General features: G+C 63.2%; 12 protein-coding genes. 1 reads left to right on the forward strand and 11 read right to left on the reverse strand.

Translation table 11 applies throughout. From position 1 onward, the window contains the following. Positions 1-145 precede the first annotated feature (145 nt). From VA603_RS05285 to VA603_RS05305, 5 genes are all read right to left on the reverse strand, one after another. Entirely contained in the window at positions 146-1396 is a 1251-nt protein-coding gene (locus VA603_RS05285) for a DUF819 family protein (protein ID WP_132864658.1), read from the reverse strand. 206 nt (positions 1397-1602) lie between these two features. Further along, complete coding sequence (locus VA603_RS05290) at positions 1603-2856, reverse strand: DUF819 family protein (protein ID WP_323438160.1); 1254 nt, start codon at positions 2854-2856, stop codon at positions 1603-1605. A gap of 214 nt (positions 2857-3070) precedes the next feature. After that, entirely contained in the window at positions 3071-3310 is a 240-nt protein-coding gene (locus VA603_RS05295; protein ID WP_323438161.1) for an SHOCT domain-containing protein, read from the reverse strand. Between the two features lie 112 nt (positions 3311-3422). Continuing rightward, the gene (locus VA603_RS05300; RefSeq protein WP_323438162.1) at positions 3423-5489 is read right to left on the reverse strand and encodes a S9 family peptidase; all 2067 of its coding nucleotides are present in this window, start codon (positions 5487-5489) and stop codon (positions 3423-3425) included. A 347-nt stretch (positions 5490-5836) separates the two neighbouring features. Then, positions 5837-7804 carry an OPT family oligopeptide transporter gene (locus VA603_RS05305; RefSeq protein WP_323438163.1) on the reverse strand — a complete coding sequence of 656 codons (1968 nt, stop codon included), beginning with the start codon at positions 7802-7804 and terminating at the stop codon, positions 5837-5839. A 210-nt stretch (positions 7805-8014) separates the two neighbouring features. Here VA603_RS05305 and VA603_RS05310 point away from each other — a divergent pair, with 210 nt between their 5' ends. Further along, positions 8015-9781: a peptide MFS transporter gene (locus VA603_RS05310; protein ID WP_323438164.1), complete on the forward strand. Its 1767-nt coding sequence runs from the start codon at positions 8015-8017 to the stop codon at positions 9779-9781. A 210-nt stretch (positions 9782-9991) separates the two neighbouring features. On the opposite strand, the gene VA603_RS05315 is transcribed toward VA603_RS05310, so the two are convergent. The 6 genes from VA603_RS05315 to VA603_RS19580 all read right to left on the reverse strand — a co-directional run. Continuing rightward, complete coding sequence (locus tag VA603_RS05315; RefSeq protein WP_323438165.1) at positions 9992-11227, reverse strand: carbohydrate porin; 1236 nt, start codon at positions 11225-11227, stop codon at positions 9992-9994. A gap of 968 nt (positions 11228-12195) precedes the next feature. Continuing rightward, complete coding sequence (locus VA603_RS05320; RefSeq protein ID WP_425603665.1) at positions 12196-14154, reverse strand: alpha/beta hydrolase family protein; 1959 nt, start codon at positions 14152-14154, stop codon at positions 12196-12198. Between the two features lie 339 nt (positions 14155-14493). Beyond that, positions 14494-14799 (reverse strand): hypothetical protein, encoded by a 306-nt coding sequence (locus VA603_RS05325; protein ID WP_323438167.1) that lies wholly within the window; start codon positions 14797-14799, stop codon positions 14494-14496. Positions 14800-15004: 205 nt separating this feature from the next. After that, positions 15005-15358 carry a hypothetical protein gene (locus VA603_RS05330; RefSeq protein ID WP_323438168.1) on the reverse strand — a complete coding sequence of 118 codons (354 nt, stop codon included), beginning with the start codon at positions 15356-15358 and terminating at the stop codon, positions 15005-15007. 902 nt (positions 15359-16260) lie between these two features. Beyond that, a complete protein-coding gene (locus VA603_RS05335) occupies positions 16261-16617 on the reverse strand; it encodes a hypothetical protein (RefSeq protein WP_323438169.1) in 357 nt (118 codons plus the stop codon). Then, the coding region (locus VA603_RS19580) for a hemagglutinin repeat-containing protein (protein WP_323438170.1) at positions 16614-25077 on the reverse strand (8464 nt) is incomplete at its 5' end. The genes VA603_RS19580 and VA603_RS05335, both read right to left, overlap by 4 nt.

Raw genomic sequence — 25077 nt, forward strand, 5'->3', positions numbered from 1 at the left:
GGAGCGGCCTTGGCCGCGAAGCCACTGGACGGTCGGATTGCCGCTGTTCCGGCCGCTGCGAGATTCCCTGCTTCGCGACCGAGGTCGTTCCTACCGCGCGACCTCTTGCCGGTGGCGCCGAATCCTGCCCCCGCTCCAGTGCCGATCAGGCGCCGGCCATCCACTTGAGCATCAGGCCGGTCATATACGCGATGACCGTGCCGGTCGCGTAGCCCACGGTGCCCAGCAGCACGCCCACCGGTGCCAGGGTCGGGTGGAACGCCGCAGCGACCACCGGGGCCGATGCCGCTGCACCGATGTTGCCCTGCGAGCCAATGGCGAAGAAGAACAACGGCGTGCGCAGCAGGCGGCCGACCAGGTACAGCAGGCCGATGTGCACGCCCATCCAGATCACGCCCAGCAGGAACAGCCACGGACGGTCGACCAGCGACAACAGGTCCATCTGCATGCCGATGCAGGCGATCAGGAAGTACAGGAACAGGGTGCCGATCTTCGAGGCGCCCGCCGCTTCCAGGTTGCGGGCCCGGGTGAAGCTCAGGCCCAGGCCGATCAAGGTCGACAGCATCACCACCCAGACGAAGGCCGAGTTCAACGAGGCCTTGCTGGCCCAGCTGACGTTCTCGCCGAACCACGTGGCCAGCGGCGTAGCCAGGGCATGCGCCAGACCGACCACGCCCAGGCCGACACCGACGATCACCATCAGGTCGGTCAGGCTCGGATTGCGCGCGCTCCTGGCTTCGTATTCGGCGATGCGCCGCTTCATGTCATCGATGGCCGAGGTATCGGCACCGGTACGCGCATCGATGGCCTGCGAACGGCCGGCCAGCCACAACAGGATCGCCATCCACAGGCTGGCGCAGGCCACATCGACCACGGCGAACTGGCCGAAGGTGGTGGCATCGACGTTGAAGGTCTCGCGCATGGCGGCCATGTTGGCGCCGCCGCCGATCCAGCTGCCGGCCAGTGCGGCCATGCCGGCCCAGGTGTCACCGGCCACGGTTTCCGGGTGGATCAGCTTCATGACCTGGAACGACACCGCCGCACCGAGCACGATGCCGACGGTGCCGGTGACGAACATGACCAACAGCTTCGGCCCGAGGCGGATGATGCCCTTCAGGTCGATGGACAGGGTCAGCAACACCAGCGCGGCCGGCAGCAGCACGTCACGGGCAATGGGGTTGTAGAGCTTGGTGCCATGGCCGTCGATCAGGCCGACGGTGTTGTAGATGGCCGGGATGAAGTAGCACAGCAACAGTGCCGGCACCCAGGTGAATACCTTCCGCCAGAAGGCAGTGGGTCCGCTGGCCAACCAGAAGATCAATGCCAGCGTGGCGGCGATCAGGCCGAGGCCGACGATGTCATTGGTGATGATGGCGGTGGAGCTTTCGGTCGGCATATGTCCGGTTCCTGTCGATCGAATGAGAATAAAAACGCCACGTTGGGAACGTGGCGTGGGAGCGTGGAGCCTAGCATGGGGCAACGGCTGAATGCGCACTCCGCAGGAGTGCCCCACGCCGCGAAGCAGCCGTTATCCCGGCTATCGCATGAGTGATATCGGGGCGTCCATCTGCTTCGCGGGCGAGCCCGCTCCTATAAATTTGGTCAGCCTGCGCCGGCCATGGCGCGCAGGGCGATGCCCACCGCATAGGCGGCACCGGTGCCAACCGCATAGCCCAGCGTGCCGAGCAGCACGCCCACCGGCGCCAGTGCCGGGTGGAACGCGGAGGCCAGCACCGGCGCCGAGGCCGGGCCACCGATGTTGCTCTGCGAGGCGATCGCGAAATAGAAGAACGGCACGCGCAGCAGCTTGCCCACCCCCCATAGCAGCACGATGTGCACGCCGATCCAGATCACGCCCAGCGCGAACAGCCAGGGCTTTTCCAGAAGCGCCAGCAGGTCCATCTGCATGCCGATGCAGGCGATCAGGAAGTACAGGAACATCGACCCCCATTTGGACGCGCCCACGCCTTCCAGCTCGCGGGCACGGGTGAAGCTCAAGCCCAGGCCGATGAACGTGGCCAGCAGCACCACCCAGACGAACGGCTTGTCCAGACTCACCGATGCCGACCATGCAAAGGTGGCACCGAACCAACCCGACAGCGGGCCGGCCAGGGCATGTGCGATGGCCACCGTGCCGAAGGCCACGCCCGCCATCACCATCAGGTCGCCCAGGGCCGGGATGCGCGCGTGCTGGGCCTGGTAGTTGGCCACTCGGTCACGCAGGTCATCCAGGGCGGTCGTATCGGCGCCACTGTGCTTGTCCAGCGCCGGCGCCCGTGCGGCGAAGAAGATCAGCACCGCCATCCACACGTACCCCACGCCGACGTCCACCACCGCGAACTGGCCGAAGGTGGTCGCATCGACCTCGAAGATCTCCTTCATCGCCAACATGTTGGCGCCACCACCGATCCAACTGCCGGCCAACGCCGCCATGCCGCCCCAGGTGCCACCGGCGACGGTGTCCGGATGCACCCAGGACATCACCTGGAACGCCACCAGCGCGCCGAGCATGATGCTCAGCACCGCCGCCACGTACATGGCCAGCATCTTCCAGCCCAGGCCGAGGATGCCCTTCAGGTCGATGGACAGGGTCAGCAGCACCAGCGCCGCCGGCAGGAACACATCGCGGGCGATGGGGTTGTAGAGCTTGGTGGTTTCGCCGTCGATCAGCCCGAGGGTGTTGTAGACCCCGGGAATGAAGTAGCACAGCAACAGCGCCGGCACGAAACTGTAGAACTTCCTGAGCAGCCGGTTGCTGCTGCCGGACGTCCAGAAAATCACCCCCAGCGTGGCGGCGATCAGGCCGAACACGATGATGTCATTGCTGATGAGCGCACCGGTTGCGGCTGCCGTCATCGTCTATCCCCTTTGTCGCATGAGCGCGGGCAAGCCCCCTGCCCGAATGAGAAAACCTGCAGCGGGACCGCTCCGGTCAGGAAGACAGGGATTGCGCAGGACCAACCACCACGGCGACTCCCTCGCCCCTGCCCAGCCCCTCCGGGCGGGCAGGACACTACTTCCGCTTCACCGCCAGGCTGGCGGCATTCCCCACACACGCTCCACCGCGCGGCTAAACGCCCTGCACGATGGTCGCACGCTGGCGCGCATGCTCGGCCTCGCTGATCAGGCCTTCGGCCTTGAGCGCGTCGAGTTGCCGCAGGCGCTCGGCCACCGATGGCAACGCTGCCGCGGGTGTTGCGGCGCCCCTTGCCGAGCGTGTCACCCACCAGATCACCACGCCGAGCAGGCCGACGCCTCCTCCCAGGAACACCAACAGGACCAACAGATGCCAGATGCTGAAAGAACCCACGTTCCGCGTCTCCCTAGAAAACCGATGGCAAGCGACCGGAAGGCTAGCGCAACGCGGCACATGACATCAAAACGAAAGGGCGCGCCAACGGCGCGCCCTTTCCTGCGACGGATTACTGGCCGATGTGCTGCTTGAGCCAGTCATTGACGGTGTCGTGCCACTTGACGCTGTTGTGCGGCTTGAGCACCCAGTGGTTCTCGTCCGGGAAGTACAGGAACTTGGACTCGATTCCCTGACGCTGCAACGCGGTGAACGTGGCCAGGCCCTGCTCGACCGGGATGCGGTAGTCCAGCTGGCCCTGCACCACCAGCATCGGCTTTTTCCAGTTGGCGACGTGGTTGACCGGGTTGAACTTCTCGTAGTTCTGCGGGACGTCGTACGGCGTGCCGCCCTGCTCCCACTCGGTGAACCACAGTTCTTCGGTGGCATAGCCCATGGCACGCTGGTCGAACACGCCGTCGTGGTTGACCAGGCACTTCCACGGCTCGTTCCAGTTGCCGGCGATCCAGTTGACCATGAAGCCGCCGTAGCTGGCGCCCAGTGCGCAGGCCTTGTCGCCGTTGAGGAAGCTGTACTGCTGCTGCGCGGCGGCCCAGCCCTTCTGCAGGTCTTCCAGCGGGCGGTCGCCCCAGTGCTGGCTGATCGCATCGGTGAAGGCCTGGCCGTAGCCGGTGGAGCCGTGGAAGTCGATCATCACCACCGCGTAGCCCTGGCCGGCGTAGGTCTGCGGGTTCCAGCGGTTGCTCCAGCCATTGCCGAAGCTGCCCTGCGGGCCACCATGGATCAGGAACGCCACCGGGTACTTCTTGCCTTCCTGGTAGTCGTGCGGCTTGACCACGTAGCCGTGCACGGTTTCGTTGTTCCAGCCCTTGAACGAGAACTGCTCGAAGTCGCCGAAGTTCACGTCCGGCAGCATCTCGCCCGCACTCTGGGTGATCGCACGCTGCGGCGCGCCGGCAGCGGTGGTGCTGGTGAACACCTGGTCGCCGCTCTTGAGCGAGTTGCGGCTGAAGGCCAGCGTGTCGCCGGCGATGTCGAAGGCCGAGATGCTGCCCTCGCCCACCACCTTGCTGACCGCGCCATCGGCCACCTTCACCGCGAACAGCGGGTGTTCGCCCATGTCCTGCGCGGTGGTGTAGACGGTGCCGCCATCGGCCGACAGGGTGATGCCATCAGCCGAACGGTCCCACTGCGGGGCGATCTCGCGGGCCTTGCCACTGGCCAGGTCCAGCGCCATCAGGCCGAAGCGGTCGGCTTCGAAGCCCGGGCGCTTCATGGCGCGGTAGAACAGGGTCTTGCCGTCGGCGCTGAACACCGGGCCGGCATCCCACGCCGGGTTGGCGGCGGTCAGGTTGACCGGGGCGGCCTTGCCGGTGGCGTCGAGCTTGTACAGGTCGAAGTTGGTCGACCACGGCTCCTGGTTGCCCTGCACGCGGATGCTGGCCACCACCGAGGTGCCATCCGGCGACCAGACGAAATCGTCATTGCCACCGAACGGCTTGGACGGCGCATCGCCGGCCAGGGTCGCGCTGATCGCCGAGGCGCCCTTCACCGCGGCAGCGCCAGCGGCCGGCAGCGGCGCGACGAACAGCGTGTTGCGACGGCCATCGGCCCAGGTGTCCCAGTGGCGCACGAACATGCTGTCGTAGATCTGCGCGCTGCTCTTGTCGGCCTTGGCGGCATCCAGCCGCTTGCTGGTGCAGGTCAGGTCCGAACCGCAGTCCTGGAACACGCCGGCGCTGAACAGCACGCGGTCGTCCTGCGGCGAAATGCGGTAGCTGTCCACGTCCAGCGCAAAGTCGGTCAGCTGGCGCGGCGTGCCCCCGGCCAGCGGCATCACGTACAACTGCTGGCTGCCGTTCCTGGCACTCAGGAAGTACACGCTCTGGCCGTCGGCGGAGATGGATGCCGAGTTCACGTTCCAGCCTTCCGGCGACAGGCGCTTGGGCGGGGCCAGGTCACGGGTGCGCAGGTCGCGGATCCACAGGCTGCTGCTGCCCTTCAGGTCGGCGTCGACCACGCGCTTGGCGAACACCACCTGGGCCCCGTTGCCGGCAAGCAGCGGCGCCGATACGCGGTCCAGCTTGACCATGTCGCGGACTTCAAAACCGCGCGCACTGGCCAGCGAAGGCAAGGCGGCGAGCAGGCACAGGGGCAGCAAGGCGTGACGAAGCTTCATGGGCATCTCCCGGGAAACGGCAAAACACGGATGGTAGGCGGCGCACGGACCCCGATGCAAAGGCATGAAGTCATGCCCGTGAAACAGCCGCAAACGGCAAAGCCGCCCTTGGGCGGCTTTGCGTTGGCTTGGTCCCGCCAGGCGTCTGCGTGAGCCCCGCTACCGCGTGAGCCCTGGCCTCTGCGTGAGCCCCTCTCCTGCGAAGCGGGAGAGGGGTTGGGGCGAGGGCGCCTTGGCTTTGCGCCAGGAGCTACGGCCAGATCAACCCCCAAGCGCCCCATCCGCCCTTCGGGTCCCTTCCCCCGCAAGCGGGGGAAGGGACAACGTCACAGCAGGGTCGGTCTGCCTCAGGCCTTCGCCGCCTGCTCACCCTTCTTGCCGACCCGGTACAGCAGCAGGCCGACCAGGAACAGCACCACCAGGCCCGCCCAGGCCGAAGCCGAGGCCCAGGTATCGGCGAAGCTGCCCAGTTTCACCGCCAGCACGTCGCCACGGCCGCTGACCACGATCGGGATGGCGATGGCGATGCCCATCAGCGCCTCACCGGTGATCAGGCCGGCGGCGAACAGCACGCCCGGGCGATGCACGCGGTCACGGCCTTCCTCGTCGTCCGGCTTGATCTTGTGGAAGCGTTCGACCAGGTAGGCCAGCAGGCCGCCCAGGAAGATCGGCACCATCAGTTCCAGCGGCAGGTAGATGCCGATGGCGGCGGCCAGCACCGGCACGCGGAAGCGCTTGCCGGTCTTCTTCAGCCACTCGTCGATGGCGATGATCACCGCGCCGACGCCGGCGCCCAGCGCGATCATCATCCACGGCAGCTCGCCGCCGAACAGGCCACGCGCCACCGAGGCCATCAGGTTGGCCTGCGGAGCAGCCAGCGAGTTCGGATGTTCGGCCGTCGGAGCACCGATGCCGTAGGCGTGGGCCAGCAGGTTCAGCACCGGGGCCATGATCAGCGCGCACGAGAAGGCGCCGATGCCCAGCATCAGCTGCTGCTTCCACGGGGTCGCGCCCACCAGGTAGCCGGCCTTGAGGTCTTGCAGGTTGTCACCGCCGACCGCGGCCGCGCAGCACACCACCGCGCCGATCATGATCGCCGCCACCGGGCCCAGTGCCGAGTCACGGCCCATCAGCAGCACCAGCACCGCCGAAGCGAACAGGATGGTGGAGATGGTGATGCCCGAGACCGGGTTGTTGGACGAACCGATCAGGCCGGCCAGGTAGGCCGACACCGACACGAACAGGAAGCCGGCCACGATCATGATCAGGGTCATCGGGATCGAGACATGCCACTGGCCGACGATGGCCTGGTACAGGCCCAGCAGCGGCAGGGTGAAGGCGACCAGCGCGATCAGCATCCACTTCATCGGCAGGTCACGCTCGGTCTCGGCCACCTGCACCGCACCGGCACTCTTGCGGGCCGCGGCGAAACCGCTCTTGATGCCCTTGACCAGCGACTTGCGCAGCGAGAACAGGGTCCACACGCCGCCGATCAGCATCGCGCCGACGCCGAGGTAACGGATCTTGGCGCCCCAGATGGCGAACGCGGCATCGGCCGAGGACGCCGTGGCGATCTGCCCCGCCAGGCCCGGGTCGGTGTTCATGAAGAACGCCTGGTACAGCGGAATGGCGATGTGCCAGGACAGGATCGAGCCGGACACCACCACGATGCCGACGTTCAGGCCGACGATGTAGCCCACGCCCAGCAGCGCCGGCGACAGGTTGGTGCCGATGAAAGCGGTGATCTTGGAGCTGCCGACGTAGGCCGACTGCGCCCAGGCGTCCGGGAAGATGCGCAGGCCCGAGGCGGCGGCCAGCTTGACCAGGCCACCGATGGCGGCCGACAGGCCCAGGATCTTCATGCCCGGGCCGGGGTTCTCACCGGCCTTGAGCACTTCGGCCGCAGCCTTGCCCTCCGGGAACGGCAGCGGGTCCTCGACGATCATCGAACGGCGCAGCGGCACCGAGAACAGCACGCCCAGCAGGCCGCCCAGGCCGGCGATGCCCAGCACCCACCAGTACTTGAAGTCCGGCCAGTAGCCCATGATGACCAGCGCCGGGATGGTGAAGATCACACCGGCGGCGATCGACGAGCCGGCCGAGGCGCCGGTCTGGACGATGTTGTTTTCAAGGATGGTGCCGCCACCGAGCAGCCGCAGCACGCCCATCGAGACGACGGCGGCGGGGATGGCGGTGGCGATGGTCAGGCCTGCGAACAGACCCAGGTAGGCATTGGCGGCGGACAGGATCACCGCCAGCACGACGGCAAGCAGCACCGCGCGGAAGGTGAGCTGCCGAGGCGCAGCGTTATTCATGGAAAGCCCTTGGATGGCAAAAAACCGCTGCCACGCTAACGCCCGCTTAACGTCAAGTCCAGACGCAACGCGCCATCCGGTGGCAATGGGCAAAGCCTGTCCCCGGATCCGGCCTGCCCGGCCGCCGCATCCGGCAAGGTCCCGGAGCAGGCCGGCAACGGCCACCAAAGCGCGCCTATACTCGCCGGCTTCCTCCTTCCAGCACCGCCAATGTCCACCCGCCAATCCCTGTCCCGGGCCGGCAGCGACGACTTCCTGGGCCACCCCAAGGGCGTCTATGTCTGCTTCTTCACCGAAATGTGGGAGCGCTTTTCCTTCTATGGCATGAAGGCGCTGCTGTTGCTGTACCTGACCAAATACCACCTGTTCGGCGACAAGGCCGGCCTGGACCTGCTGGGCGCCTACGGCGGTCTGGTCTACTGCATCCCGGTGTTCGGCGGGCTGCTGGCCGACCGCTGGCTGGGCATGCGCAAGGCGGTGGTGTTCGGCGGCATCCTGCTGGTGCTGGGCCATGCCGGCATGGCCTTCGAGGGCCAGCAGGCCCACCACGTCGGCGGCCAGGTGGTGCGCGACGAGGCCGCGCTGGGGGTGACCTACCTGTCGCTGGCGCTGATCATCATGGGGGTGGGCTTCCTGAAGCCGAACATCTCCACCATCGTCGGCAAGCTGTACCCGGAGAACGACCCGCGCCGTGATTCGGGCTTCTCGCTGTTCTATGCCGGCATCAACCTGGGGGCACTGTTCGCCTCGCTGGTGTGCGGCTTCCTGGGCGAGGCCTATGGTTGGAAGTACGGCTTCGGTGCGGCCGGCATCGGCATGCTGGTGGGCCTGGCGATGTTCCTGTGGGGCCAGAAGTACCTGCACGGCCACGCCGAACCGCCGCAGCCGGCGACCCTCCGCCAGCGCGTGCTCGGCATCCGTCGCGAGTGGCTGATCTACGTGCTGGCGGTGCTGGCGGTGGTGCCGGTGGCGGCGTTGATGTGGGCCGCGGCCAACGGTGCGTTCGCGCTTGGTGGCGAAATCAGCCTGGCGCTGATGCTGATGATCGTGGTGCTCGGCGGCGTGCTGCTGTGGTTTGCCTGGTTCACCGGCACCCAATGCACGCCGGTGCAACGCCAGCAGATGATCGCGCTGATGGTGCTGATCTTCATGGCGCTGGTGTTCTTCACCCTGTATGAGCAGACCTACGGCTCATGGGTCACCTTCACCGACCGTCTGCTGACCAAGGACCTGGTGCCGGCACTGGTGATCCGCGACGGCACGCCGCTGCCATGGTCGATCGTGTCGCTGCTGCTGGCGCCGCTGGGCTTCGTGGTGGCCGCACGGCTGTCCGACCGCGACCCGGATTCCAATGCGCCACGCGTGCTGTTCGCACTGATCGTCGCCGCGATGCTGGTGATGCTGGTACGCGACTGCCTGGTGCTGCCGCAGACGGCCGGTTCACTGACCTACCTGGGCGCGTTGTTCCTGGTGCTGCTGGCGCCGCTGTTCGCGGCGTTGTGGGCATGGCTGGACAAGCGCCGGCTGGACCCCTCCAAGCCGGTGAAGTCCTCGTTCGGGCTGGTGTTCGGCGCGTTGTCGTTCGTGCCGCTGGCGCTGGCCGCCCAGCAGGTGGGCGCAACCGGGCAGATGGCCAGCGTGTGGTGGCTGGTGCTGGCCTACTTCGTGCTGGAAGTTGGCGAGATGTGCCTGTCGCCGGTGGGCCTGTCGGCGGTCACCCAGTTGGCGATGCCACGGGTGATGAGCCTGATGATGGGGACCTGGTTCCTGGCCACGGCGTTCTCCGAGACGCTGGCGGCCTTGTTCGGCAAGCTGGCGGCCATCGACGTGCCCGAAGGCGAGGTGATGAACATCGCCGAAGCTGCCGCGCGCTACGAACATCTGTTCTGGCTGCTGATGTGGATTGGCCTGGGCTGTGCGGTCGTCGCCCTGCTGGCCTCGCCCTTGCTCAAGCGGATGATGCACGGCGTACGCTGACCTACGCAGGAGTGGATTCGACTACGAAGCCGATGCCGCTCCGGGCAAAGCCAACGACAACCCCTCCCCAACCCTCCCCTTGCCTACGGCAAAGGGAGGGAGCGGTCCCGGGCACCTGACACGGCAGGCGCGGCCTCGGCCGCGAAGCCGATACCGCTTCGGGCAAAGCCACCTGCCTGCGAAGGAAGCACATAGCGCCTGCACCCGTCATCAGAACGATGTCTGCACCTTGATGCCCGCCACGAACGCGCCGTCCACTTCCGTCACACCACCGGGGTGGCGCACGTACTGCAGGTTCGGGCGAATCGTCAGCCACGGCGCGACATGCACGCCGTAATACACCTCGGCGTTGTATTCGGTGTCCTGCAGCGGCTGATACAACGGATCGAGGTAATCCTCGACACCGTTCACCGCGTTCAACAACATCTGCCGGCGACGCACCTCTGCATTGACATGGATCCGTGCCACGCCGATGCCCAGGTCATCCTGCGGACGGGCATCGAAGGGGCCGGCATAGACCAGGCCGACCTGCTGGTAGTTGTCCACCACATTGGTCGCCTTGTCATGCGCGGTGTAGGTGGCGAACACCCTCAGCCCACGCGTGGCATCGCCGCCACGGGCCGTGAGCTGCTGCTGTACCTCCACCCACGCGCCGTGCTTGCGGTCATGCGACTGGAACGGATTTCCCGTCACCGTCTGGGGCAATCCGTCCACGTCCTTGAAGACGTCATCGGCCCGCGCGGTGCTGTAGTAGTAGCCCAGCCGATACTCGCCCGGCAGCGCTGCGGTCCCCAGCCGGGGGTGCCAGACCAGTTCGATGGGGACCAGCGTTCCGGCGCGCCCCTCCGTGCTGAAGGTGAAACCACGTCGGCGGTCGAGGACCGAGGGATTCTGTTCATAGGCGCCCACCTGCACGAACCAATCCGGCGCGAAGCTGTAACGGGCGCGGGCCGCCCATTGGCTGACCGGCCAGTTGTACCAGATGCTCCCCGCCCAGTTGCCCACCTGCGAGCCGCAGAAGGCCAGGTTCTGGAAGTCGCAGGGAAAGCTGTTGAAGTCCTCGCCCGGGCCAAAGCGCCCGAGCTTCACATCCAGGGCACCATCAAAGTAGGCCTGCTGGTACCAGAGCTGGGTAAGCCGCCAGGTCTGCCCTCGCCCCCAGATCTCCTGCACCGAACTGAGCTGTCCGGCACGCGGGTCGGCGATGCGCGCATTGGACAGATTCTCGCCGCTCCGCTCGGTGACGGTCACCTGCAACTGCGCCGCGTTCCAGCCGAATACCTTTTCCAGATCCAGGTGCATGCCCAGCGCGAACTGGTCGCTGTAGCGCCCCACCTGGTCGTCGTTGTAGCCCCCGTCAAGGTTGGTCGCCACCTCGCCGACATAGTCGAGGTTGAAGTCGATGCCGCGCGCCTGGAGCTCCGTGCGCTTGCCCCCCCCAATCACCCAGCATCCACTTCGAATCAGACGCGAAGGCATCGGCCGCATGCGCCGGGCCACACAAGGCCATTGAACACAACAAAAACGCGCCGCCCGCTGCAAGCGTTGGCAAACGGAGAGTGGGGACTTTCATCACGTGGCGACCTCCTCGGGTGGTTCTTGCCTCCGCGCATGGCGCGGCCCTCTCCAAGCCCCGCCCTACGGGCATAAGGATGCATGGAGACATGCATTGCTCTGTGAAATACGGCAAGGCAGCGGCCCGCGCCGTACCGGCCGCGGCGTTACGCCCGGGGGCGAATCCGCGAAACCCGCGCACCAGGAACCCTTCCGTCCCGGCGGCACGGGTTGGCCGCGCAGCGATGTTAGGTTCGTGCCCACCGCGCACACGCGCGCCCTTGCAGGACGCATCGTTACGCTGGCCAATCCACCACTCGCGACATGCGGCACACACGCGCATGCGCCTCACTTTCCTGCAGAAACACCGTCGCCAAGCCTCGTTGAATCAATGGCATGCGGAATCAGATGCGGACAATCAGTGTCTGCCGGACAGCGGAAATGATCACCGCGTCCTGTTTAGGACATGCAGCGTTTCACCCTGTTCATTGCGCTGACATATCTGCGATACACAGCACGCACCACCCACGACCTACAAAGCGGGATGACAGGAAGAACGATGCAACGCGCATGGAATCCGGGAACACCGACCTACCGCCGCTTGGATGGCAGCGATCAAATGCCCGACCCTCAGCCCACCTTGTGCCCCAGAAGCTACGGACAGTGAGCGATGGCAGACGTTGGAGCCACCGGCGGTCGTCCACCCCGAGAGAACGCGAGCGATCACACACCCAAAATTCCGGACAGTTCCACCGGCCTCAAAAGGGCCAGGTGCACAGCAGATCCAACCGCCGTGCATGCAGGCCCATGGGTGACTCAGTGCGCCGCGGCACTATCCTGATCTTCAGGCCGCGGCATGGCTATCTAGCGGTCTCTCCGCCAAGATGCGCGGCAAGAAATGCCAGCAGACGCGTGTAGTACTCGCGACGATGCGGCTCGGTGTAGAAACCATGTCCTTCCGTGTTGTAGTAGAGCGACTCGACCGGCACACCCGCCTTGGTCAGCGCAGACTCCATCATCCGGGTGTGCTCAATCGGCGCGATCTCATCCTCACCGCCCGCCGCCAGAAACACCGGCACCTTGATCCGCTCGGCGACGCGGTTGGGGGATGCAGCAACCAACTGCGCCTGATCGTCCCCCACCCATTCCCGCGACCAATTACCCATGCGTCGCAACTGACGACTGTCGGCACGTTGCATCATCGGCAAATCGTAGACCCCTACGTAGCCAGCGGCGCAGCGGTACAGCGCAGGCTCCTTTGCCACGCCCATCAGCGCCGCATAGGCTCCGTAGCTGGCGCCATAGATGCATATCCTTCCCGCATCCGCATGCTGCTGCTGGATTGCCCAGCGGGTGGCGTCCGTCAGGTCGTCCTGCATCGCCCCTCCCCATTGGCGTGCGCCAGCGACCTGAAAACGCCGACCAAAATTGCCCGACCCCCGGAAGTTCACCTGCATCACCGTGTACCCCGCTGCGGCCAACATCTGTGTGTCGGCGTTGTACCGCCAACTGTCAAAAATGCCGAACGGTCCACCATGGGGCATCACCACCATCGGCCGCGGGCCACTGGCGCCGCGTGGCGCGGTCAGGTAGCCATGGATCTCCAGGCCATCACGTGCCTTGAACGAAAACGGCTCGACCGTTGCGGCCTGATCGGGGTCGATCCACCCTCCCCTGCTGACCACATGCTCTACTTTCTTCTGCGCGGGGTCATATAAATAGAAATCGCCCGGGTTGTTGCCGGACCACACCTTGACCATCAGCAACCTGCCATCACTGGTGGCGGAGGTCACCCGCAACGCCTGCCCTGGGAATACCGCCTCCAGGCTCCGGTGCTGTCGCACCTCCGGACGCGAGTCATCGAAGAACAGGTTCTGGTAGCGACCATTCATGACCTGCGCCCCGATGGGTATCCGGGTGCCGTTTTGGTAAATGATTGACACCGGGTCCGAGCCCGCATCCTGCAACAAACGCCTGCGCTCACCCGTGACCGGGTTCCACCCAATGATGACATCCGTTCCAGGACCGTCACCGCTCACGCGTAAGTAGGCCACGCTGTTATCGGCCGAGAATCCGAGGGGCTCCTCGATGCGACCACCATCGCTCTGGTCGTTGACCAGCCGCCAATCGGAGCCACTGCCATCGCGGTAGTAGAGCTTGCTGGCGTTGTCGTGGCTGGAACCGTACGCAAAGCGGACCTTGCCAGTATTGTCCGTCCCGAAATTTGCCCAAGGCACGGGCGCGGAAGCGAGGCTGGTCCGGCGGCCACTCAGCACATCGACCTTCTCCGCACGGGCGTAGGGTTCTGTTGCCCCCAGCGGCCACACCGAAATCACCGCGTAGCGTTCATCCCCGGTCAGTCCATCGGTCAGGAAAGCCGCCACCGCCTCCACTTTCTTGGGCTGGATACGGGTGCCGGGACCATTCCCCTGAACCCGGAACCCCACCAGCAGCTCAGCCCGCCCGCCATCGGCATTCATGGCATACAACTCGCCGGTGGCCTGCGGTTGGTCGAGCGTCCCGAATTTCTCGGAAAGACTGATCACAACACGCTCGTCGCTTACCCACTCGAAGTCGCTGACGTGTGCGTTGCGAGCAGGCACGAAAGTCCCTGTACTCCTGTTTCCTTCCCGGGAAAAAATTGCCAGTGCCGTCTTGTCTTCCAATGGCACGGTAGCAGCGTAGTACTTGCCTGTTGGGGACAGTTTGATGTCATTGAAATCGTCCCTGCGAATGTACGGCGCAAGATCGATCGCCGCCCACACGTCCCCGCACCCTGCCATCAGTACGAACGCCAAGCCCAGCTTCATCATTCGCATATATGCCCCCTTGCAGACATCCGGCCTGCGGCTCCGGGATTCTATCCACCCCTCCAACGGCAATGCCAGATATGCCACGACTCCGGCCAGAAGGGGTGGCTACCGGATGCGTAACCGTTGCCTGCGTGCGGCTCGGCTTGCCTGAAAGCCACTCTTGCCTCAAACGCTAACCTGCCCGTCCCCGTGCTGAGGCACATCGAAACCGGGGGTCAGAGGCCGACTCTTGCAAAACCCGACTCCGACCCCGCATTTTCTCCCTCTTGTTTCTATCAGGCCAGCCCGGAAACACCTTGATCTATTGACGGAAGACGCCGAACACCTCGGCACCAGAGCCGCCCCTCAAACCCACGCACTCGCGTCATGTAAAAATCGCCAAATGCGCATTTTTCCAGGCTTCGTTTTGACCAGTGAAGAAATGGTATTCACCTCTCGCGCCGCGAAAATTGCCCACCACGAACGGCCATCCTGCAAACTATCAAAAGGCGTGACGATGGTCTTTAAAGCGCCCTTTCCATACAAGAGCCAGAGCATCTCGGAAATATGTTCATCCTTCAAGGCTGCGAGCACTTCGAAATACTCTCTTTCAAAGTCACGCGACCTCGCCTTTCGCCAAGACTTAAGAAATTCCTGATTGATATAATCCATAGATGGATCATCAATACCAAGAGACTGAGAATGGACATGCGAGCCCAACATCCTTCACTTCATATAATAGAGACCCATTAAATCCGGGCCAATGAAACACCCCCGACCCTTGCTCAGCCCATGCCGCTAATGCAGCGACATGGGCCGCATCCAGGGACATCAACTTCAGCGCCTGGTACACGTGCTGTTGGTGGTAGAAGGCGATTCAGCCACCGATCACCCACAAGGCGTGGGTCTGGCTTTCGAAGCGACTCCGATGCACGCACTGCTCCTTCAATGTCCGGATCACGCGTTCTACCATCCCGTTCTGTTGCGGACAGTGCAGCATGATGAACTCCTGCTTCAGGCCGCAGCCGCCCACCAGGCGGGTGTAGTTGCGACTGGTGAATACCAGACCGCTGTCCGAGCGCAGTTCGAACGACTCTCGCACACGGCCCAGTGCGCCGTACCAGGTAACACGCACCTGCTCCAGGGCGGCGGACGCGGCGCTGGCCTTACCGGTCCGTGACAGATGCCAACCCAGCAACTGCCGGGCATGGCAGTCGATCGCCAGCGCCAAGCTGAGCCATTGAGACAAAAATGCTTCTCGCGGCAACCTTTCCAGAATTACTTAGGCGAAATAGCCCCCACCCAACCGCTCGTATAAATCTCAAAACCACCCTGAGGGAGCAACCACACAACTTAATTGCAAAACCCCGTCGGTCGCCCTCTATTCGTACAATCTTCCGGACTACGAATCATGTACCCCTTGGACTTCATGCAATTGTCGATGCGAACTCTTCGCTCAATCACCTGTTGAATCGCCATTCCCGGATAATGCACTGAACCATCAAGAGATCCTTCGTTATAATTATGCACCCCACAATCGAGAGCATCTTTCCTTCGCTGGTTTGCATCAGTATGACCTATTGCGCCCTCTTTCTGGTACGCCTGAATCACCTTGTATCCATTAGAGGTATCAGCATTCCATCCACCCACGACGCAAGCCGTCAGCGAAAACCCCAGCCCAATGGAAACTAGTGCAAACAGAATTCTCACGACAACCTTCCCAGCCCAATCAAAACCTGCATCAAATCCGACGAAACCAAATCGGACAGCGCAAACGGCGCAGCCACGGGGATGCAACGACTTTTGTTACGCCAGAAGCAAGCTCTAATGCTCTTTGTGTAACGCCTAGCACTCATAACCACCGCCGTCAAAGGCATAGCTTTTAGTCGTGGAGTGCACATGTAGCTCCAGGCGACTCATCACCAACTAGCACCTGAAACACCAAAACTGAAAGACTAATCACCGCAACAACAAGCACAAAAAAAGCAACGAAGAGTCGAGTCTTCGAGAAATCGAACACTTCCGCTCATTCTTTTGAATGCGATGTCGATGGCGCCACCCGCCAAGAACTCCACTGCCTTCTTCGAAACACACGTCACTCTCGACGCAAATTTTCGAAGAAAAAGTGCATCGTCAGTTACAAAAACCGGTTGACCTGCCCTTATTTGTGCAATCTATTGGACTGCGAATGATGTACCCCTTGGACTTCATGCAATTGTCGATACTAACCCTTCGCTCCATCACCTGCTGAACCGTCATTCCCGGATATTGAGCAGCACCATCGAGATTACCTTCATTGTAATTCAGGACACCACAATCAAACGCATCCTTCTTTCGTTGCACGACATCAGTATGGCCCACGACCTCACTCTTCTGATAAGCCTGAATCGCCTTATACCCATTCGAGACATCGGGATTCCACCCTGTCACCACACAGGCGGCAAGCAGCGAACTCAATCCCACTACGATTAATACAAATGCGACCCTCATGGCAACCTTCCCAGCTTGATTAAAATCTGAATGACATCCGACGAAACCAAATCGGACAGCGCAAACGGCGCTGCCACCGGGATCGCAACGACTGTCGTTACGCCAGAAGCCAGCTTCTGTGGCTTGGTTCGATCGATCGCTGTATTACCATCACTGCCATACCATCCCCATATCTGCCCACCCAGCAGATCATGCGTCCCGGCGAAGGCTTCCACCAACCTGTCGGAGAAACTGCCCGACTTATAGGGAATAACTACATTAAATGGCAGATACCATGCCCCTTCGACAGGCTGAAATCCTCCTGTTGGCCCATGCATATCTTTGGATGCCTTCAAATCCTTCTCGAAGGACTCATACGTCGGATGCCGCTCATCACCAATGTACTTATAATTCCCATTGACGTCAGCAAGCAAATTCCCCTTGCCGTCATTGGCGCACCTGATATTACCCTCACCACAAATTGTCTCCGTATCCAACCTTACGCCTCCCAACTTAACACCATCAAACGCGCCACTGTCATAGGAGACGTTATTGATGACCGTGCCATTTGCATCGATCACCATCCCTGGCGACTTCCGCGAGTTTGCCAGTGTCTCTTCGCGCATCGCGGTGGCAGCCAGTTGCAGAGTGCCTTGGGTGATGGCTGCGGCCGGGTCCGCCGACACGATGTTGATGACTGTCTCAAGGAAACGCCGTTGGTACTGGAGCTTGTAGATCTCGTCGTACAGCACGGTCTTTTCCTCCTCCGTCGTCGCCTGCTTGATCTGCTCCCGCAGTGCCGCTTGCTTTGCATCCGCATAGGCATTAACCATGCCACGACTGTTCTGCTGGAAGTTCCGAGTCACTTGCACCTGAATATTCAGTTCCTTCATCACCGTGTCGGCATCGAACCTATCACTCAGCGCACCACTGTTCGTAGCCACGGCATACGTACTGGTCATCGTCACCACACCTGCCTTGATCTGCTCGACAGTCTTGCCGGTTGCCGCCTGTCCGTCCACGTCGGTGATAACCAGATTGCTGGTACTGATACCGCTTACGGTTGTGCTGCTCTGGTTGTCGCCGGTGCTGCCCAAGCCCACTGATTTACCGGAAGATCTGCCTCCCGCCACACCGTCGGCCGAGCCCATTGCCATTTGATGCTCCCGCTGCTCGCCCTTGCCATTTTTACCGAGGCCACCCGACACACCAAACGACGCACCACTGTAGTCAGCATGGTTTTCGATGTTGCTGGCACTCAATGTGCCGGTACTGAGACGATTAAGGCCGGCGACTTCGGCCGCAGCGGTGCTGGTGATGATGGCACCCTGCAGGTCGGTACTGCCGGCTATGTTGACTTCATAGCCGCCGTCGCCGGCCAGAATGCCGCTTTGCTGAACCACGCTGGCGTAGCTCGAATCGAGCTTGGATTGGCTATAGCTTCCGCTGGCCGAAAAGCCGTATCCCACCGTCACCTGGGCACTAGCATTCTTCTGCTCCCCCGTGTAGGTCGCGGTATCCTGCGCACTTTCGATGGCCAGATGGGCCGCCTCCACTTCAACCCGATCGCCCGTCACCTGCCCGCCACGAATCGTTGTGTTACCGCCACTGATCAACGTGGTGGTCCCCCCGCCGCCAACGTGCGAATTGACCTGGGTGACCGTCTCTCCATCCTCACGGCCCTTGCCCGCGTTAACTCCTGCGGTGATACCCGCCGCCCATCCACTGGAACCACCACTAACCGCCACGCCGGCATTCCAGCCGCTGGAGCTGCTTTCCGTATGCTGGGCTGACCTGTTCTGTGCGGCCACGATGTCGATTGCACCGTCCGCGTACAAGCCCGTACCTGCACCGCCCTGCAAAGTGGAACCGGAAATGCGGATATCGGAGTCCCCCCCCGCACCCGTTGCCACCATATCCACGCGACCAGCTGCCGCAACCGTACTGCCGACGGCTTCGCTGGCATCGGTTTGTGTCCTGCTGCTCGACTTCTGCGAACCAACCGTGGCTGTGATACCCACCACCTGCCCACTGCTCATCGCCGCACCTGCGGCGCCTACAGCCTGATACCCGTCATAAGCCGCGTTTGCTGCCGCCAGCGCATTGATACGACTGTCACTGCTTTGCCCAACGACTCTAGTCGATTGAGCTGCATTCATTGCCGCATCGACCACTGGCGCGGTCAAACTCACCGTCAACCCCGCCTGTTTGAACCGCATTTGTTGCTCGACGGTACTGGTGTCCTGCACTTCGGTGATCGAAATTAACTTGGCCTTAGCGGTGATATCGCCCTGCAGGGCAATGACATCGCTACCTTCAATCTTCAGTGCATTGCCGGCAACAAGCGTCACGTCTCCCGTCAAGCTGCCGACCGTACTGCCCGTGTGGGTAACGCCCGTGATGTCGGCTTCGGTATCGGTCTGCTGCTTGCCGATGGTGAAGCCAATTCCACCACTGCCGAACAAGCCGGATTTCTTGACCGTCTTGTCATGCACTTCGGTCGACGTACTCTGGGCTGCCCCAAGCGTCAGGTCACGCCCGGCAGCCAACAGCACATCCCCCGTACCCGCAACCTGCGCCCCTTGCGACGTGATATCGCGCCCTGCCGCAATGGTGACCGTCTCGCCGCTGAGCGAGGTGGTCACGGCGATGCTGTCGTGCCATTCGTCGTGGGTGGTGGTGGTCTTGCTCTTGAGGAAGCCCTTCTTGGTGCGCTGTTCGTCGATGGTCAGATCGTGCTGTTCCCGCGCTGCGGTCAGATTGACATCGCGCCCTGCCGACAACCCTATGCCACCTTCCTCACTGCCCACCGTCGCGGCCTGCAGGGTGATATCACGCCCCGCCTGCATTGCGATGTTGCCGCCCGCATTGAGCTGGGTGCCATGCACGGTTTCTTCCGAGGCCGAGACCGTCCTGGACCAGCGCTTGCCGGCCTGGCTGTGATCCAGCGTGGCGGTGTCGGTAGCGGCCGTGCTGTTGATGTCACGCCCGGTCTGTACCGCGATGGCTTTACCCGCGCTCACGTTCGCCGCCGCCAGATTGACGTCGTTGCCAGCCTGTAGCACGACGTTGCCCGCACCGCTCACCGTGCTGCCCACCTGCGTGGTCTGGCTGGTGCTGGAGCGGTTGCGGCTGTCGGTAATGACGTCCACGTTGCGCGTTTCGGTGATCGTAGCGAGGTTGAGGTTGCCGCCCGCAGCAAGCACCGTTGTGCCATCCACGCCGGCATTGACCACCTGCGCGGCGCTCAGGTTGACGTCACCACCCGCATTCACGGCCAGCACGCCTTGCCCACTTGGGTTGGTCACATACAGACCGGCCACACGATCGATGCGGGTGGTGCGCTGCTGGTACGAACCACCGGTATCCCACGCCTGCGTGGTGGAGGCGACTGTGATGTTGCCGCCAGCCTTGACGCTCATCGCATCGGTGGCGGTGACGGTACTGCCAATGATGTCGATGTCCTGCCGCGCCTGCAGACCTACCTGCTGGCCGCTGATGTTGGCGCCGGACAGGTTGTGGATGTTGCCGGCATCAATCGACACCAGCTGACGGCCGGCAATGTCGCCTTGATTGACCAGATCACCCTGGAGCTTGATATCAACATTGGCACCGGCCAGCAGTGCGCCGTTGCGATCCAAGTCACCGGGCTGCACGCGCAGGTACACCTGCGGCACCAGCGCGGTGGTGGTGGAGCCATCGGCCAGAGTGATGGTCTGTTCAACCAACCAGACGATGTCACTGGTCAGCTGCGCCATCTGCTCGGCGCTGAGCGCGATGCCCGGGCGCAGACCCCAGCCCTTGGCGAAGGTAGCGCCCGCCTCCAGCAGTGCACGGTACTGCTCTTCGTCGCTTGCATAGCCGTCCAGGAAGCGGCGACCGGTGAGTTCACCAATCTGCTCACGTACCAGCTTCTGCTCGTAGAAGCCGTCGCCCAGGCGCTTGTGCGTGTTGGCCGGGTCGAAACCCATCTGGGCCAGCAGATGGTCGGAACTCAACCAGTTGCGGTAGTTGGCAAAGCGCGGATCGGTCTCGACCAGATACTTCCCGCCATTCGCATCCACCTTGAACAGACTGGCATTGGGTGCCTTGTTGTTGAGCGTGGTCGTGACCACCATGCCCGGGTTGTCACCGGCGACCTGCACGGCGGTCGTACTGCCAAGCGCTGACGCACCGTCCACCACGATGCTGCTGCCCTGCCCGTTGTTCTGCGCGGCACCTGGACCTGCAATGGCCGCGACATCCGCACCGCGGCCAGTCAGGTTCTGCAGTTTTCCACTCGTGATGTCCGAACCTGCACCTGCGCCGCCTGCAGCCCCTGGGCCCTGCACAGATGAGGTATTGGCGCCCTGCCCATTGGCCTGCCCCGGCCCCTGCACCTGGCCGGCACCCGGGCCCACGTTGCCACCTGCGGGTCCCTGCGTGTTGAGGTTGGCGACCAGGGCACCGTCCTGGACGTTGGGCGCATCACGTCCATTGTTGAGATTGCTGAGGTCACCCACATCCACCGTCAGCGTGCCGCCGGCCGTGATGAGCCCGCCAATCTGCCCAGCCCGCTCGGAGATATCCGGATTGCTCCAGGCACTGGTGGAACCGTTGTAGGCGTAGGACACGTTACTGAAGGAATGCGTGCGGTACAGCGTGTAGCCCACATTGTTGACCGACGATGTGCTCTGGTTTATCCCGACGATTGCCAGATCGCGGTCGGCAGAAATGCTCGCGTACTGATTCAACAACGCATCGGCACGAATGCGCATGTTGCCGCCCGCGTGGATGACAGCATCGGCGCCGGCCGACACCAACACATCCTCCACCACCGTATGGGTGGCGATGCGGTACTGCTCGTTGCCGCTGAGATTCTGCGGATGACGCCGCATTTCAGTGAGGATGTGATCCGGATCGTCATACTGATAGAGCGCAGTCAGCTGCACGCAGTTGGTCGTGCAGGTTCCGTAGGCATTGGAATACGACAGCGTGTCGCTGACGTAGCTGAAGGCCGGCGACCCCGGATCCATGTGCCGAAGCTCCAGGAACGGGTCATCCGCCCCACTACTCACCTGGTCCGGATTGGCCTGGCCATCCTGGCGCCCCGTGTAATAGATCGTCATGGTGCCGTCGCCCATGACCAGTCGCGAACGCTCCCCCTTGGCACCGTACAGCGCACCGCGGCCGAAGAAATAGGCACTGGTCTGCGGCGTGACACGGATGACCGCCTTGCGGATCATGTAGCCGTCCGGCGTCACATACGATTCGTCTTCCAGGATGTCGTCTGCGCTGAGGTAATAGACCTCATACGCCCGGTAGTTCGACGTACTACGGATATCCGAAGTATTGTTACTGCCGTTGTTGAACCACCCGGGCTGATCCATCCGAACCGGTGCCTTGACCGTCGTGGACTGCGTGACGACCACGTTCTCGCGAATGTTGTTGACCACCAGCGACGCGATATCCAGGTCGCCGCTGACCTCGATGGTCGAACTGATGTTGTCGATCTTCGCCGCCGCGCCCACCGCTATGCGATTGGCATCCAGCGCACCGCCAATGGCGGCATCGCCGTCACTGAAGATCAGGCTCTGCCCGGTATTGCTGAGCGTGCCTACGCCCAGATCCAGTCGCTCACGCACCGCGATGGTTGCAGCCGTGGTGATACCGGCTACGGATTCAGCACGATTGAGCAGGTTGCCGGCCTGGATGGCAACATGGTCGCCGTAGATGCGCCCGCTCCCGACGTTGTCCAACTCGCTGGCCTGGATATGGTTGATGACACCATCCAGCAGACCGCGATTGACGATGGCGCCATCTGCCACCAGATGGGTGAGGCCGGCGCTGCTGATTTCACCGTTGCTGGCATTGTTGATGCGACTGGCGTGGACCTCCAGGCTGCCACCTTGCAGTTTGCCTTGATTGTCCAGAGCACCCTGCGTGGTGAGGGAGAGCTTCCCGTTGGCCGCCACTTCGTCGGTGTTGGTGAAACCCTCGACAAGGTTCAGCGTGGCATTACCCTGCGAAAGCACCTTGCCGTCGCCACTGAGATAGCGCGCATCCAACTGCAGGTTGCCGCCGGACACCAACGTGCCCTGCGTGTTGACCACGTCATCAGCACGCACGCCCAGATCGCCACCCGTGGACACCTGTCCTGCGGTGTTGTTCAACTGACCGGTCAATTCCAGGCGTGCACCATCGTCGGCAATCACCTGCCCTTGCTGGTTGTCCAGCCGCTGCGCATTCACCTGCAGACTGCCGGCCTGAAGCCCGAGTATTGAACCCGCCGCCGTATTGCGGTTGTCCACGGTCGCTGCCTGCAGCACCAGGTTGCCCGTGGAAGCGACCAGGCCTGCATTGTTGTCCAGCGCTCCCTGCAGGCTGATGTCTGCATTGCGGCCCGACTTCACCTCACCGCCACTGTTGGCCAGCGAGACCGCGCGCAAGGTCACGTCGGATGCACTGACCAGGGAACCTCCCTGCGTGTTGTCCATGGCACCCACACCCAGTTGTGCGTTGCCTTGCGCGAACACCACACCGGCACGGTTGTCCAGATTGCCGCTGGATATCTCAAGCGTGCCTGCGCTGATGATGCCACCGGCGCTGCCGGAGTTGCGATTGGTCAGCGCATGGCCTGCGGTATTGATGCTGAGTCCAGCGGCGGATTGCAGCAGCCCGCCGGAGTTGTCCAAGGCGCCGCTGTGGATGCCGAGCGAGCCGCTCAGGCTCGCCATCGTGCCTGAGCGGTTGTCCAAGGCAAGGCCGCGCGTATCCACATCCACGCTCGCGCCCAGAACCGTACCTGCCGTGTTGGTCAGACCCTGGCTGGAAAGCGTGAGCGCCTTACCTGCCTGCACCAGACCACTTTCGTTGTTGATCGTGCCGACGGTTGTTACCGTGAGCGCGCCCCCCGTGGCCAATGTGCCGTCGCGATTGTCCAGCGACTGGGCGGTTACGACTGCGTCGCCACCGCTGGACACCACACCCTCGGTCCGATTGTCCAGCAGCCCGTCCACGTCGAGGACCAACTGCGATGTCCCCGCGGCATGTAATGTGCCGCCACGGTTGTCCAAGGCGCCCGCCTCAACCGTTGCATTCCCCGCGGTGAGAATGCTGCCGCTTCGATTTTCCAGTGCACCGGCTACATCCAGGCGGTTGTTGCCTGCCCCCGCAGCCTGCAGAGCACCCTGATTGTTGATGAAACTTGCGGCGGTCAGATCCACCGCGCCATTGCTGCCGAGGGTGCCGCCGGTGTTGTCCAGGCGATTGCGTACCTGCAGCTGCAGCGTGTCGGTGCTGGTGGCAGAGAGCTGCCCGCCCGCTGTGGTCAGATCCCCGGTGGTGATGCGGATGCGCTGCGCCGAAGTGGTGCCGTTGCTCAGGTCGCTGGTTTGCCCGGTCAGGGTCAACGTGCCGTTGCCCAGCAGCGTGCCGCCCTGGCCGTTCAATGTCGTCGCATCAATGCTCAGGCTGCCGGTGCCGGCGTGCTGCACGGTGCCGCCGGCGTTGCCCAGTGTTGCCGCCTGCAGCGACAGATCTCCATTACTGGCGATCGTACCGCCCTGGCCATTGTCCAGCGTGCCCTGCACCTGGATCATGTTCGCCTGCTGGCCGGTGGCCACCACGGTGCCGCCCCGGTTGTCGAAGCCGGCTGCATTGACCGTGAGCTGGCTAGCATTGAGCGTGGCATTGCGGTGATCCACCGTGCCAGCGGTCAGCGTCAGCGCACCGGCCGTGGCGATGGTGCCGCGCTGGCCGTCCAGTTGCCCGGTGCTGAGGGTCAGGCCCTGCGTGCCGGCATGGCTGACGGTGCCGTCTTCGTTGACCAGGCGACCGGCGTCCAATACCAGCGAGGTTGCATTGCTGGCGATCGTGCCGGCGCTGTTGTCCAGCGCCCCGATGACGTTGATGTGCGTATCGTCGGTACCGGCCGAGCTGAGTGTGCCGTCGCGATTGGATAGCGACCCGGCCGCGACGTCCAGCGCACCGTTGGCAGCGATGGTGCCGCGATCATTGTTCAGGGCATCGCGCACCTGCAGCTGCAACGCCTGCTCGCCGGTCGAGGCCAGCGTGCCATCGGCGGTGGTCAGGGTGCCGGCCGTGATCGCTACCTGCCTGGCGCGTGTGGTGCCGCCCTGCAGGTCGATGTCTTCGCCCTGCAGATCCAGCGTGCCGTTGCCGACGAGCGTGCCGCCCTTGCCGTGCAGCGTGTTCACCGCAATCTGCAGCGTACCTTCGCCGGCATGCTCGACTGCACCGCCCTGGTTGTCCAGCGTGTCGGCGCTCAGGCTCAGGTCACCGCCTGCGGTCAGTCGGCCGCCGTTGCTGTTGTCCAGCAAGCCGTCCACCGTTACCTGCAGCTGCGCCTTGTCGGCGGCCACCACGGTGCCACCGGCATTGTTCAACTGGCCGGCTTGCAGCTGCACGTCCCCGTTGCTGGAGAGCGTGCCGCCACGGTTGTCCAATTGCTGCGTGACGCGAACGCTGGATGCGCCGGTG

The organism is Stenotrophomonas capsici (genome assembly GCF_034961085.1).
Lineage (GTDB): Bacteria > Pseudomonadota > Gammaproteobacteria > Xanthomonadales > Xanthomonadaceae > Stenotrophomonas > Stenotrophomonas capsici.

What these genes read in the sequence shown, in the direction of transcription:
- VA603_RS05335 (WP_323438169.1), bottom strand. Translation starts at nt 16,617, where the DNA reads ATGAGGGTCGCATTTGTATTAATCGTAGTGGGATTGAGTTCGCTGCTT.
- VA603_RS05305 (WP_323438163.1), bottom strand. Translation starts at nt 7,804, where the DNA reads ATGAATAACGCTGCGCCTCGGCAGCTCACCTTCCGCGCGGTGCTGCTT.
- VA603_RS05310 (WP_323438164.1), top strand. Translation starts at nt 8,015, where the DNA reads ATGTCCACCCGCCAATCCCTGTCCCGGGCCGGCAGCGACGACTTCCTG.
- VA603_RS05285 (WP_132864658.1), bottom strand. Translation starts at nt 1,396, where the DNA reads ATGCCGACCGAAAGCTCCACCGCCATCATCACCAATGACATCGTCGGC.
- VA603_RS05325 (WP_323438167.1), bottom strand. Translation starts at nt 14,799, where the DNA reads ATGGATTATATCAATCAGGAATTTCTTAAGTCTTGGCGAAAGGCGAGG.
- VA603_RS05290 (WP_323438160.1), bottom strand. Translation starts at nt 2,856, where the DNA reads ATGACGGCAGCCGCAACCGGTGCGCTCATCAGCAATGACATCATCGTG.
- VA603_RS05300 (WP_323438162.1), bottom strand. Translation starts at nt 5,489, where the DNA reads ATGAAGCTTCGTCACGCCTTGCTGCCCCTGTGCCTGCTCGCCGCCTTG.
- VA603_RS05320 (WP_425603665.1), bottom strand. Translation starts at nt 14,154, where the DNA reads ATGCGAATGATGAAGCTGGGCTTGGCGTTCGTACTGATGGCAGGGTGC.